The 12,678-nt window shown below is 49.2% G+C and carries 11 protein-coding genes; 3 read left to right on the top strand and 8 right to left on the bottom strand.

The window, feature by feature from the left end; all coding sequences use genetic code 11:
* The first annotated feature begins 22 nt into the window (after window positions 1–22).
* Window positions 23–547 (top strand): NAD(P)H-dependent oxidoreductase, encoded by a 525-nt coding sequence (locus AB447_RS23505; RefSeq protein ID WP_048354363.1) that lies wholly within the window; start codon window positions 23–25, stop codon window positions 545–547.
* 39 nt (window positions 548–586) lie between these two features.
* Here the strand turns inward: AB447_RS23505 and AB447_RS23500 are convergent, their stop codons facing one another.
* From AB447_RS23500 to AB447_RS23465, 8 genes are all read right to left on the bottom strand, one after another.
* Window positions 587–1,870, bottom strand: a complete 1,284-nt coding sequence (locus tag AB447_RS23500; protein WP_048354364.1) for an MFS transporter — start codon at window positions 1,868–1,870, stop codon at window positions 587–589.
* 69 nt (window positions 1,871–1,939) lie between these two features.
* Complete coding sequence (locus AB447_RS23495; RefSeq protein WP_048354365.1) at window positions 1,940–2,890, bottom strand: phosphoglycerate dehydrogenase; 951 nt, start codon at window positions 2,888–2,890, stop codon at window positions 1,940–1,942.
* 27 nt (window positions 2,891–2,917) lie between these two features.
* A complete protein-coding gene (pdxA, locus tag AB447_RS23490; protein ID WP_057957774.1) occupies window positions 2,918–3,916 on the bottom strand; it encodes a 4-hydroxythreonine-4-phosphate dehydrogenase PdxA in 999 nt (332 codons plus the stop codon).
* Between the two features lie 3 nt (window positions 3,917–3,919).
* Complete coding sequence (locus AB447_RS23485) at window positions 3,920–5,200, bottom strand: four-carbon acid sugar kinase family protein (RefSeq protein WP_048354366.1); 1,281 nt, start codon at window positions 5,198–5,200, stop codon at window positions 3,920–3,922.
* A 3-nt stretch (window positions 5,201–5,203) separates the two neighbouring features.
* Entirely contained in the window at window positions 5,204–6,370 is a 1,167-nt protein-coding gene (locus AB447_RS23480) for an iron-containing alcohol dehydrogenase (protein ID WP_048354367.1), read from the bottom strand.
* A 13-nt stretch (window positions 6,371–6,383) separates the two neighbouring features.
* Window positions 6,384–7,271 (bottom strand): 4-hydroxy-tetrahydrodipicolinate synthase, encoded by an 888-nt coding sequence (gene dapA, locus AB447_RS23475; protein WP_057957778.1) that lies wholly within the window; start codon window positions 7,269–7,271, stop codon window positions 6,384–6,386.
* Window positions 7,272–7,419: 148 nt separating this feature from the next.
* Window positions 7,420–9,138 (bottom strand): PrpR N-terminal domain-containing protein, encoded by a 1,719-nt coding sequence (locus AB447_RS23470; protein WP_048354368.1) that lies wholly within the window; start codon window positions 9,136–9,138, stop codon window positions 7,420–7,422.
* Between the two features lie 99 nt (window positions 9,139–9,237).
* The gene (locus AB447_RS23465; protein ID WP_048354369.1) at window positions 9,238–9,561 is read right to left on the bottom strand and encodes a winged helix-turn-helix transcriptional regulator; all 324 of its coding nucleotides are present in this window, start codon (window positions 9,559–9,561) and stop codon (window positions 9,238–9,240) included.
* 172 nt (window positions 9,562–9,733) lie between these two features.
* Here AB447_RS23465 and AB447_RS23460 point away from each other — a divergent pair, with 172 nt between their 5' ends.
* On the top strand, window positions 9,734–10,828 hold the full coding sequence (locus tag AB447_RS23460) for an NADH-dependent flavin oxidoreductase (protein WP_048354370.1): 1,095 nt from the start codon (window positions 9,734–9,736) through the stop codon (window positions 10,826–10,828).
* 347 nt (window positions 10,829–11,175) lie between these two features.
* Window positions 11,176–12,630 (top strand): glycoside hydrolase family 68 protein, encoded by a 1,455-nt coding sequence (locus tag AB447_RS23455; protein WP_048354371.1) that lies wholly within the window; start codon window positions 11,176–11,178, stop codon window positions 12,628–12,630.
* The last annotated feature ends 48 nt before the right edge of the window (window positions 12,631–12,678 follow it).

The raw sequence follows: 12,678 nt of genomic DNA, 5'->3' as shown, positions 1-12,678 counted from the left end.
TGGAAAAGAAGGTGATGAATATATGAAAGTGTTGGTGCTGGCGGTTCACCCGAATATGGAACAATCCGCGGTGAACAAGGCGTTTGTCGAAGAACTGAAAGGCGAGCCGAATATCACGGTACATGAGCTGTATAAAGAGTATCCGGATGAGGTCATTGACGTGGAAAAAGAGCAGCGCCTTTTGGAGGAGCACGACCGGATTGTGTTTCAATTCCCGCTGTATTGGTACAGCTCACCGCCGCTTTTGAAAAAGTGGCTGGATCACGTCCTTCTCTACGGATGGGCCTACGGATCGACCGGCAAGGCGCTCCATGGGAAAGAATTCATGGTTGCGGTTTCTGCCGGGTCCGGCGAAGAGGCCTATCAGGCCGGCGGTTCAAACCACTATTCGATCAGCGAACTGTTAAGGCCTTTTCAGGCTACAAGCAACTTCATCGGCACTACATACCTTCCGCCGTACGTCTTCTATCAAGCGGGCACGGCCGGAAAAAGCGAGCTTGCTGAAGGTGCGAAACAATACAGGGAGCATGTGCTGAAATCATTTTAAATGAGAGAACGCCCGGCCGCTCATGAGCCGGGCTGTTCCTTATACTTGAATCTGTTTCACTTTTCCCAATAGGAATAGATAATTTAAAATGGCAATGACGATCAAGCCAGCCGAAAAAAGGAGCGCCGGCACGAAAGAACCCGTTGCGCCAACGATGAAGCCGGTGATGATCGGTCCGACGACTCCGCCCATATTAGAGACTGTATTTTGAATACCGGCAACCATCGACGTCATATTTTTCGGCGCCACATCCCCCGGAAGCGCCCAGACTTGGGACGCGGCAACGGTCGTTCCCGATTTCGCTACACAAAGAAGGATGACGGCCAAGATAGCGGAATCTGCAAAAGCGGCAAAACCGATGCACGAAGCCATGGCAAGCCCGATAATTAAAAACAGCTTCCGGACGGCTGTCAGCGACAGTTTTCCCTTTGCATATATCCGGTCGGACATCCACCCGGCTCCGACTTCGACGACCATTGCAGTCAAAAGCGGGAGAGACGCCATGATCCCCATTTCGATTAAATCCATGCCCCTTTCTTTGACAAGGTAAGTCGGCAGCCATGTGATAAAGAAGTAAGAATTATAATTGATCATGAAAAATCCGATGCACATCGCCCATATGTTGCGATATTTAAATAGCTGATACCACTTCAGCGGCTGGCCGCCGCCCGTTTCTTCCATGTGAGCCTGCCCTTCCCGAATATGGGCCAGTTCCGCCTCATTGACGCGCTTATGATCGGCGGGATTCTCCTTAAAGAAAATCATCCAGACAATTCCCCACACGACGCCGACAAGTCCGATCAAAAGAAACGTCAGCTTCCAGTCAAAGACCGCAATCATCCAGGCGATCAAAGGCATTGCAACAGCTCCGCCAAACTTTGACCCGCTGTCAAAAATTCCGGCTACTGTCGCCCTTTCTTTTTTCGGAAACCATTTGGCGGCGATCCCCGCATTGCTCGGATATGCAGCAGCCTCCCCGACTCCCAGTGCGACCCGCAGTCCGAGCAGGGATTTGAAGCCTGTCGCAAGACCCGTCAGCGCCGTAGCAACAGACCACCAGACGACCGCAAAACCGAGCGTTTTTTTCTGGCCGTACTTGTCGGCCGCCCAGCCTGAAGGCAGCTGCAGCAAAGCGTACGACCAGAAGAAACCGGACATGATGATTCCCATTTGGCCGGCTGTCAAGTTGAACTCTTCGGTAATATAGGGAGCGGCAGCCGAGAGCACTGTCCGGTCAATATAATTGATGGCAATGGCAGCCCACATCATAAACGCGACAACCCAACGCACATTTGACTTTTTTTGAACCGGGTGATTCAACATGTTATCCACCTCATCCCATTTGTAGAAAACGCTTTCAAATCATGGTGCAGGGCATGAATAAAAACACCTTCACAGCCCGTTGACGACAAACTCCGGTTTTTGTTTGTCGATCAGTACACTGGCAATGTTTTTGACGCATATCATGCCGAGGTTCTGTACGGCATCGCGGGTGTACCCCGCGATATGCGGCATGGCGATAAAACGGTCCAGCTCAAAGAGAGGGTGCTGCTTCAGCGGTTCGGTTTGATACACGTCAAGCGCAGCCCCTGCGATGCTCCCGTTCGCCAAGGCATCATATAACGCACGCTCAGACACGATGCCTCCCCTTGAAGCATTGATCAGATAAGCCGTTTCTTTCATGGCGGCTAATTCTTTTTCGCCGATCATGTTTTCCGTTTCGGCTGTGAGCGGCATATGAAGCGTGATAAAATCGCTTTCTTTCAAGAGCTGATCAAGCTCCGTAAATTGGATGTGATGATCGGCGGCGAATGCACGATCGGGAGATACATCATAGGCTAAAACACTCATATTGAAGCCTTGCGCCCGTTTAGCGACTTCTTTACCGATCATGCCAAGTCCGACGATGCCGAGCGTTTTGCCGTAAACGTCAGATCCAAAAACCCTCGGCCAATTTCCCAGCTTTGTCTCCCTGTCGGCCGCGGGAATCTGCCTTGCAGCCGCCAGCATGAGGCCGAATACAAAATCAGCGACTGCATGCTTGTTGGCGTTGGGAGCATTCGTCACCCAGACGCTGCGCTCTTTCGCAGCGTGCAGATCGATATTGTCGACGCCGACGCCATGTTTGCAGACAATTTTTAAAGAAGGGAGACGATCCAGGACATACGGCGTAATCTTGTTAAACGCCACGATCGCGGCATCCGCTCCGCCTGCCGCTTCAATGAACTGCTCCTCGGTTATATCTGCAGGAAGGCGTTCCAGCGACATGCCCCTTTTTTCCAAAAACAAGACGGGATCATCAGAGTATTTCGCAAATGACGGTGATGTACATACGACTTTCATGAGATGCACCAACCTTCTTTCATTTTTCTACGATTTGGGCGCAAGTTCAGCGGCTGACCGCAAAGCAGCAAGCATGCTTCTTTCATCGGCTTTGTTCTGCCCCGCAATGTCAAATGCGGTTCCGTGGTCGACAGAGGTGCGTATGACCCCGCCGTTTAATCCGACCGTAATGTTGACGCCCTCTTCCAACCCGAGGACTTTGACCGGAATATGCCCCTGATCGTGGTAGCAGGCTACGACAAGGTCGACATCTCCCCGAACAGCCTTGTAAAACAGCGTGTCTGCGGGGTATGGGCCTCCGGCATCGATTCCCTCGGCTGCCGCCTGCTCAATCCCCGGAAGCAATTGCCGTTCTTCTTCGCCGCTTCCGAACAGGCCGTTTTCCCCTGCATGGGGGTTGATTCCGCAAACCGCAATTTTCGGCCGTTTGAATCCGGCTCTTGTCAATGTATCATGTGCGAGACGGATGACTTTATAGGTCCGCTCCGGCGTAATCGACTGAATCGCCTCGATCAGCCCTTGATGCGTTGTCAGATGAATCACCTTCAGCTTTGGCGAAACCAGCATCATGCTGTAGTCGGTTGTATTCGTTAAATAAGCGAGAATTTCCGTATGCCCCGGGTATCTGTGTCCGCCTTTATGCAGCGCCTCCTTATTTAACGGTGCTGTGCAAATCGCTTGAATACAGCCATTTTTAGCGAGTTCAACCGCCTTTTTCACGAAATGAAAAGCTGCGTTTCCGGCTTCAGCCGATACCTTTCCGACAGGCAGGTTTTCAGGGAGCAGATCGATATCGAGACAATCGACCTTTCCATGTACAAAACCACACTCGTCCGGATGTCTGACCTTGTTAATGACAACCTCTGATCCGATTTGTCCGGCGGCTTTTTTCAGCATTTTCATATCGCCGATGACGAGCGGCCTGCACATGTCATACACTTCGCGGGAATTGAGAGCTTTTACGATAATTTCCGGACCGACGCCTGCCGCGTCGCCCATTGTAATGCCGATAACCGGTTTCTCCATTGTTTATCCTCCTTGTAGCTTGATTGCCGCACTTGCCATCACCGAACGTGAGCCAAAATTTCCGGCCTTTGTTACAATGTACAAATCTTCACCGGCTGACCCCAGCGGAATGCCTGGCTCTACTTCGTCCAGCAATCGTATCTCATGAACGCCAAGCTGACGCAGCACCTGGTATGCCGTGTCACCTCCGGTTAAAAACAGCCGATTCATATGAAAAGCTTGAATCAGCTCGCCCGCCACTTCGCCAAGTGCGCCGGACACCGCATTGCTCGTTTGAACCGGGGTGAGTCCGCGGCTTTCACCGATCTTCTGTGTCTCTGCTGCATTGTCCGAGGTGCAGAGGACGATGTGCTTCGAACGGCGCCGGACGTCCGCCGCCCTTTTCTTCAGCCGTTCGAACTCGTTTCTTTTCTCACCTTCGCCGAACAGCATGCGTTCTGATCTCATTTCTACTTTTTCAGCCAAGCGTGCGGTGAACAGCTCCTGAAGCTGTTTCCTCCCCGTCCGGCTCATGCTTCCGACGATAAACATGATCGGCAGACCGGAAGACGGAACGGTTTGACCAGGCTTCCTTTCTTTCAGATTGAACGCTTTAGGCAGACAGCTCATCAAACCCGCCGAGCCGGCTAAAATGATAGAGTACGGCAAACTCCGCAGGATAAACGCCAGATCCTGCAGATCGGATTCATGAACCGAATCAGCCGTCACATACGAAATCCCCTCCGCCTGAAAGCGTTCCAGCTTGTTGCGGACATGCCCGTATCCGCAGCGGATGTCTTCATATGATAAATGTCCGCTCTTTTTTCGAGTCTGCTTTTCTATTAATCTTTGAATATTCGATTCTGCTACAGGCGTTTTCGGATCGTTCGCCGCTTCGGTTTCTTCTAGCTTTGCGCCGTTCACATAATGGACGCCGCCGATGACCTGGCGTCCGTGTTGAGGGTAGCCGGGAGCCACCAGCACGAAATCCGGCTGAAACGCTTCGACCATCGCTTGAAGCTCGGCTCCGATATTTCCCCTCATCGTGCTGTCGATTTTTTTGTAGACGATATCAAACGATTGCCGGGAGATGTGTTCACTGATGTTTTTCACAGCCGCCTTCGCCTCTGCGGCTGACAGCGATCTGCTGTCCGTATTGAAAATAACGGCGCCGTCTGTTTCCCGTCTGGTGAATTCGGCATCCAGTTTGACGGAAACATCCATCCCGTAATGAACAAGCTGGCCGCCGCAGTCGTTCGCTCCCGTCAAATCATCCGCGATGATTGCAATTTTCAATGTTTTCATCCTTTAGTTGATTAGTTTTCGATAGATATCTTTTATATTTTCCAGACTGAGCGGTTTCGGATTGTTATGAAGCAGGCGTGTCACGTTTGAAGCTGAGTCGGCTAAATCGTCCACATCGCTTGCGGTTACGCCGTACGCTTTTAAATCCTGAGGAATATTCAGCCGCTTCGTCCACTCTCTTATTTTCTGCACAACGGCCTCAGCCGTTTGTTCAACGGTCAGATCAGAGGCGGCGATTCCCATCGGTTCAGCCGCAAGAGACAGCCGTTCTGTAATGGCATCCATATTAAACTCCATCACATGCGGAAGGAGCATCGAATTGGCGACACCATGGGGAATTCGGTATTTTCCCCCAAGCGGATAGGCAAGGGCATGAACGGCAGCAGTTCCGGCGGCCGTCAGCGCCATGCCGCCATACATCGAACCGAGCAGCATGTTTTCTCTCGCTTGTATCGATGAACCGTTTTCATATGCTTCCGCAATGCCTGCCGAAATCAGTCTGATGGATTGTAAAGCGAACATATCGCTGATCGGGTTTGCTTTTGTCGAAATGAACGATTCAAGCGAATGGGTGAACGCGTCCATTCCGGTAGCCGCCGTAATCGGTTTTGGCAATCCAAGGGTGATGACCGGGTCAAGAATGACCAGCTTCGGCAGCAGTAGCGGACTGACGATGCCGACTTTCAATTCCTCTTCGGGAAGCGTAACGATCGCGTTCGGCGTCACCTCTGCGCCCGTCCCCGAAGTACTCGGAATCAGCACGGTCGGGATTCCCGGCTTTTCGACCAAATCGGTCCCGAGCAACTCCTCGACCTTTTTCGAATTCGTTTGCAGCACGGACAATATTTTCGTTCCGTCCAAAACGCTGCCTCCGCCGATTCCGATGAGAATGTCGTATCGTTTCTCACGGATGCCTCTAAATACGTCTTCAATATTTTGTGCGGTCGGTTCCGGCAAAATGGCTGTGCAAACATCTGACTGAATGCCGATCTCTGTAAGCTGAGCCTGTACTTCGCCGATCGTGCCGAGCTTGACGATCGACGGCTGGGTAATAATCAGCGCTCTGTCCGCCTTCGGCACAATCGTTTTTACATGATCTTTCAGCCGGCGGATCGAATGTTCGCCTGCGACGATATGAGCGGCCGTCCGAAATTGATAATTCGCTGGCATTTTTGAAACCTCCCTACTTTGATTGATAGTAAGCAACCATTTTTTCGACCTCCAAGAGCGCCGGACCGGTCAGCTCTTTGACGGGCGCTTTCGGCGGGCCTACAGGGGTCGAATAAAGCTCAACCGCTTTTTTCAGGGCCGCCGGGATCGTACCTAAACGAAACGTATCGCGAAGCGGCTGAAGCTCCCTCTGGGCAGCCTCCGCCTTTTCAGTCTCACCCTCTGCCCAATGGCGGTAAATCGACGTTACGATATCCGGGAGCATATTTGCTGTTGCTGCGACTGCTCCCGCTCCTCCCGCTTGAAGCGTTTCCAATATGAGCGAATCGGTGCCTGCAAAAACGGCAAAGTCCTCATTTTTCGTCTGCTCGATATACTGCTGTATGTTTTCAAATTTTCCGCTGCTGTCCTTAATTCCGACGATATTATCCACTTTTGCAAGCTCCGCCACCGTCTCTGGCTCTAAATGGAAACCTGTTTTTGAAGGGATATTGTACAAAAGGACCGGAAGTGAAACGGATGCTGCGATTGTTTTATAATGCGCCGCCGCTTCATCCTGTGTCGGCGGAATAAAGAACGGCGTGATGACCGACAGCGCATCTGCGCCAAGCCTCTCCATTTCTTTAGAAAGCCAGATCGCTTCTTCTGTGCTGTTTCCTCCGCTCCCTACCATGACGGGAACGCGTCCGGCCGTCTCTTGAATGATGACTTCTGCAACTTTCAGCTTGTCTTCGATGTTGAACATATGAAATTCCCCGTTGGTACCTAATGCGAAAAGCCCGTGGACATGAGCATCGATCAAATGGTTCGTCAGCTGTTTCAACGCCGATATATCAATGCTTTGATCTTTTGTGAGCGGTGTCAGCATGGCGGGATAAATCCCCTTTGGTACGAATCCCATGATTGCCTCCCCTTCCTGTAAAGCGTTTTCAAAAACGATTATATACATAAATGTTTCAATAATCAACGTTATTTATCTAAATAATTTTTATTTGTTGTTGCATATTAAAACAAACAAAATAAAACACCCGGCTAAACCGGGTGTCATATCAATGTGACGATTTCAATTTTCTCCAAAGCGTCGTTCTGTTGATGCCGAGCCTCTCCGCTGTTCTTGTTTGGTTGTTCCCTTCTTCGGCATAGATTTTTTGAATGATCCTTTTTTCGATCTCTTCGAGCGTTCCGGATAAATCGATGTCTTCTCTTTCTTCTTCGTTCAAGCGGCTCAGGACCCGTTCGGCGTCAGCCTTCTCAATATAAACGCCCTGCGCTTCGAGGACACAGTTTTGGACCGTTTTTCTCAATTGGCTGAGGTTGCCCGGCCATTTCGCTTCTTCAAGCAGAACACCAGCTTCACTTCGAAAGCCGACGATTTGTTTGCCGAATGCCTCATTGCTTTCTGCAATAAACTGATAAGCCAGATGCAAAATATCCTCTTTTCTTTCGGAAAGAGGGGGAACGTCAAGTTCCAAATGACAAAGCGCATCATACAAATCGCTTGAAAATTCTCCGGCGTGCCTGCGTGAAGAAGAAACGATCAGCCTCGGTCCGTCATACGGTTCGCTGATCCGCCTGAGCAAAAGCCGTTGCGAGGACAGCGGCATGCGATCGACTTGTTTGATGTATAGCGTTCCTCTCCCCGAAAAGAATTCTTCGCTTTCACACGCCTGCTCCCATTCCGCTTCAGACAGCAAACCGGCATCGATTTTTCGAAACGGCTCATGCTTGTCCTCACCCTTCATATGGATCAGCCCGGCCAAGCTCTCTTTCCCTGAGCCGGGCGCACCGTTGATCCAGACGGGTTCCCGCCTTGCTGCGAACAACTCCGCTTTTTTCAGCACCTTTTGCATCGTTTCGTTCCTCGATGTTTCCATATAACTCGTCCGCAAAGGAGAAAAAATCGCTGCCCCGGGCAAAGAAGAAACGCGAACATCTTTTGCTTTTTCCGCGGTAAATACGGTCAATGCCTCGTCTGATGCGAAAAACCTGCGCCCCGTGATATTCCATGTCCGCCCATGCTTTCGGAGCCTAAAATGGGTGGTTCCCTTCTTTTCCGCTTCCCCGATCAGCTCTTCCAGATTATCCAGCAAACCGATATGTTCGGCAAATACGCCGTTTTGAAAAACCTGCCGCAATGTCTTGTTATATACTGCATAACCGGTTTCGGCCTTTTGTAAAATGTGATACGGCACAGCGTACTTCTGCTTGATGCTCTCTAAAAAGGAATACAGTTTTTTAGCGTATGCAAAAGCTTTGGCAATGCTTTCTTTTCCGGATGTCAAAAGCAGTCCGTTTAAACCGAGCCGCTCTGCTTTCTCAATTGTGATCACATCGCCGATAATGATCTGATAGCCCTGTTCTTTGAGCTGAAGAAGCACCGGTTCAACATCGCGTTCGTCTGATACGGTGTAGGCGTCGATCCGGATATCCAAAATTTCGCACACTGCCGACGCGCCGTCGGCAATCATCGGGAATCCGACAATTGCCGCCTTGCCGGGATAGCCCTTGGCAAGCGTAAGCACACGCAGCATATCGTATCCCGACACTTCGATGTCCACAACCGGAATGGAAACTTCTTGCTGGATCAGCTCAGCGGTTCCACCTCTGCTGATAATCAAATCAGTCCCGTTTGCTTCCGCTTGTTTCGCCAGCTCCACGCCCCTCTCTAAATCTCCGGAAGCCGCCTCGAATTCAAAATCCTCGCCGCCGGCCAATTGAATCATCAGCTCTTTCAATCCTTCATAAGGAGCAATTGCCATCACTTTCATATTCGATCACCTTTTGTTGCAATTTTAAACACACTATCACTATACCAAAGGGCAGAAATATTTGGAACTGCAAAACGAAGGCAAAATAAAAAGGCTCCATTACGGAAGCCATTTTTCTCCCCATGCGGCCATCTCTTTAAAAATGCTGTGGAACGCTTTACCTTTTTCTGTTAATTCATATTCTACAGTAACAGGAACCGTCGGGAACACCTTCCGGGAAATCATACCGCTTTCTTCAAGATGTCTTAATGTGTCAGTTAATCCTTTAGTGTTGATGTTTCCCAGGTTCCTTCTGAGCTCGTTGAATCGCCGCTTGCCCTGAATGAGTTCGGCGAGAACCAAAAATGACCATTTACCAGAGAAAATTTTCAATACACCCTGAATTAAAGAAGAGCATTCTTTATGATCGACAGCTGAATTCATAGCAATTCCTCCATTGCCTCATTCGCCAATTTTGACTTGATCCTACCATATGGACACCAGAGCATTCAAGAAAACGATCTTACGGTTTATTTTTATAAAGCATATATAAAAAAATTGCGTTCTTGTGGAGCCTCACGGTGGTTGCTATGGTTATATCAAAAGGAGGAAAAACATGAAAAAACAATACGATTCTTTATTCACACCCTTTACTTTTAAAAACGGCATCCAATTGAAAAACAGGATCATCATGCCGCCAATGGGGCATTCATCCTCTATGCCGGGAGGATTCATTTCTGACGACGAACTTCTCTATTATGCCGCGCGGGCGACAGATGTCGGGATGGTCATCACATCAGCGACAACCATACAGCCCGGAACCGGATTCCCCGGCATCCCAGGAGCTGAGAACGATGATCAAATCCCGGGACTAACCCGGCTTGCAGCCACTTTAAAGAAACATGGAGCAAAAGCGATCCTCCAGCTCTTCCATCCTGGAGCCAAAGGTATAGAGCGGACGGTCAGCGCCAGCGCCGTCGCTCCGAATCAACCGAATGCACCGGTGCCGAGGGCACTGTCTGAGCAAGAGATTCAAGATCTTATCCATTCTTTCGGCCAGGCGGCACGAAGAGCGATAGAAGCCGGGTTTGACGGAGTCGAAATTCACGGCGCAAACGGGTTTCTCGTCCATCAGTTTTTCTCACCTTATTACAACCGGCGCAATGACAGCTGGGGCGGCACTTTAGAGAAACGGATGAGGTTTCCGCTTCAGATTATAGAAGAAATCAGACGCGTAGCGGAAAGCTGCCATAAACCATCCTTTATCATCGGCTACAAATTTTCGCCCGAAGAGCCGGAAACGCCCGGAATCACGATGGATCAAACGCTGTCTTTCGTCAATGTACTGCGGGAACAAGCATTGGATTACCTGCACGTTTCCCTGATTGATTTCCGGTCTTTTCCGCGCCGTGGTGCAGACAAATCCCGCACGCGGATGGAACTGATCAAAGAAGCGGTCGGGGACCGTCTTCCTCTGATCGGAGCCGGGAAAGTCCGCGCACCGGAAGATGCCGTTCAAGCGCTGAAAACAGGAGCCGATCTCATCGGAATCGGCCGGGGTCTTCTGATGGATCCGGAATGGCTTCAAAAAGTTAAAGCCGGAAAAGAGGACGATATTCAAACAACCCTGTCAAGACATGACCAGAGAAAGCTCGTGATGCCAGACGCTTTTTGGAAAAGCATCCCGATGTATATTGATTTCACTGATTAAAGATTTTGCCTCCTTATACAGACTATAGATCCATATAAAAAAAGTGTCTTTTATCTTAAAATCAATGCCGCTTTCAAAAAAATGTATAAGGAAAAAGGAACTTAGACCTGTTGAGTCTATGACCCGGGTATATTAGAATGATGGTAATTCAATAACGTCGGGATTGTTACTGTGCTTTAGCAGGCAAGACCTAAAATGTGTGAAGGGCAAAGTCTATCTTTTTGCCGTTATGACCTTACACATTTTAGGTCTTTTTTCTGTTCCGGCGACATCTGGAGGTGACTGACAACCGAGAAGCTCGTTTTTGAAAGATTGGCCTATTACGATTATGAAAGGAAGGAATTTTGATGAACATCAAAAAAATCGCAAAACAAACAGCAGCCCTAACCTTTGCAGCCGCACTGCTGACAGGAGGAGCATCACAGACTTTCGCCAAAGAATCCGGTACGAAAGATTACAGGAAGAGCTACGGAATATCGCACATTACAAGACATGATATGCTGAAAATTCCTGAACAGCAGAAAAGCGCACAATTTAAAGTCCCTCAATTCGATCCGGCATCCATCAAAAACATTCCTTCAGCAAAAGGATATGACAGCTCAGGAAAATTAATCGACTTAGACGTGTGGGACAGCTGGCCGCTGCAAAATCCTGACGGAACGGTGGCAACGTACCACGGCTACAATCTCGTATTCGCCTTGGCGGGTGATCCGAAAAACGTCGATGATACATCGATTTACCTGTTCTACCAAAAGAAAGGCGAGACATCGATCGACAGCTGGAAAAACGCCGGCAGAGTATTTAAGGACAGCGACAAATTCGTTCCAAACGATCCGTACCTCAAATATCAAACACAAGAATGGTCAGGTTCTGCCACATTAACAAAAGACGGAAAAGTCCGACTGTTTTATACGGCGTTCTCAGGAACCCAGTACGGTAAACAGACACTGACAACGGCTCAAGTCAATTTCTCCCGGCCGGATTCAGACACTCTCAAAATTGAAGGTGTGGAAGATCATAAATCAGTCTTTGACGGCGCTGACGGCACGGTATACCAAAACGTCCAGCAGTTCATTGACGAAGGAAACTACAGCTCAGGCGACAACCATACGATGAGAGATCCGCATTATGTCGAAGACGACGGCCATAAATACCTCGTGTTTGAAGCAAACACAGGTACAAAAACCGGCTATCAAGGCGAAGATTCTCTATTTAACAGAGCTTACTACGGCAACAGCAAAGCGTTCTTCAAGAAAGAAAGCAAAAAACTGCTCCAAGGACCGAAGAAAAAAGACGCTGAATTGGCAAACGGTGCGCTCGGAATGGTTGAATTAAACGATGATTACACCTTGAAAAAAGTGATGAAACCGTTGATCGCCTCCAATACGGTGACAGACGAAATCGAACGCGCCAACCTCTTTAAAATGAACGGCAAATGGTATCTGTTAACAGATTCAAGGGGCTCAAAAATGACGATTGACGGCATCGGTTCAAAGGACATTTATATGCTCGGCTATGTGTCTGATTCTCCAACCGGTCCATTCAAACCATTAAACAAATCCGGACTCGTTCTACATATGGATCAGGATTACAATGACATCACCTTTACTTATTCACACTTTGCCGTACCGCAAGCGAAAGGCAATCAAGTTGTGATCACAAGCTATATCACAAACAGAGGTATTTCGAACGAGCATCACGCCACATTTGCGCCAAGCTTTTTGCTGAACATCAAAGGGTCAAAAACATCTGTCGTTCAAAACAGCATTCTGGCGCAAGGACAATTAACAATCGATCAATAAAGCGAAAAAGAAAATGCCGGTCGCAATCGGCATTTTCTTTTCGTGTGT

Origin of the sequence: Bacillus glycinifermentans (assembly GCF_001042475.2) — a bacterium.
GTDB classification, from domain to species: Bacteria; Bacillota; Bacilli; order Bacillales; family Bacillaceae; genus Bacillus; species Bacillus glycinifermentans.
This window is presented reverse-complemented; position numbering and strand designations above follow the sequence as displayed.

Excerpts from the sequence above, each read along its gene's own strand:
- AB447_RS23505 (WP_048354363.1), top strand. The coding sequence starts at position 23 with ATGAAAGTGTTGGTGCTGGCGGTTCACCCGAATATGGAACAATCCGCG.
- AB447_RS23500 (WP_048354364.1), bottom strand. The coding sequence starts at position 1,870 with ATGTTGAATCACCCGGTTCAAAAAAAGTCAAATGTGCGTTGGGTTGTC.
- AB447_RS23495 (WP_048354365.1), bottom strand. The coding sequence starts at position 2,890 with ATGAAAGTCGTATGTACATCACCGTCATTTGCGAAATACTCTGATGAT.
- pdxA (WP_057957774.1), bottom strand. The coding sequence starts at position 3,916 with ATGGAGAAACCGGTTATCGGCATTACAATGGGCGACGCGGCAGGCGTC.
- AB447_RS23485 (WP_048354366.1), bottom strand. The coding sequence starts at position 5,200 with ATGAAAACATTGAAAATTGCAATCATCGCGGATGATTTGACGGGAGCG.
- AB447_RS23480 (WP_048354367.1), bottom strand. The coding sequence starts at position 6,370 with ATGCCAGCGAATTATCAATTTCGGACGGCCGCTCATATCGTCGCAGGC.
- dapA (WP_057957778.1), bottom strand. The coding sequence starts at position 7,271 with ATGGGATTCGTACCAAAGGGGATTTATCCCGCCATGCTGACACCGCTC.
- AB447_RS23470 (WP_048354368.1), bottom strand. The coding sequence starts at position 9,138 with ATGAAAGTGATGGCAATTGCTCCTTATGAAGGATTGAAAGAGCTGATG.
- AB447_RS23465 (WP_048354369.1), bottom strand. The coding sequence starts at position 9,561 with ATGAATTCAGCTGTCGATCATAAAGAATGCTCTTCTTTAATTCAGGGT.
- AB447_RS23460 (WP_048354370.1), top strand. The coding sequence starts at position 9,734 with ATGAAAAAACAATACGATTCTTTATTCACACCCTTTACTTTTAAAAAC.
- AB447_RS23455 (WP_048354371.1), top strand. The coding sequence starts at position 11,176 with ATGAACATCAAAAAAATCGCAAAACAAACAGCAGCCCTAACCTTTGCA.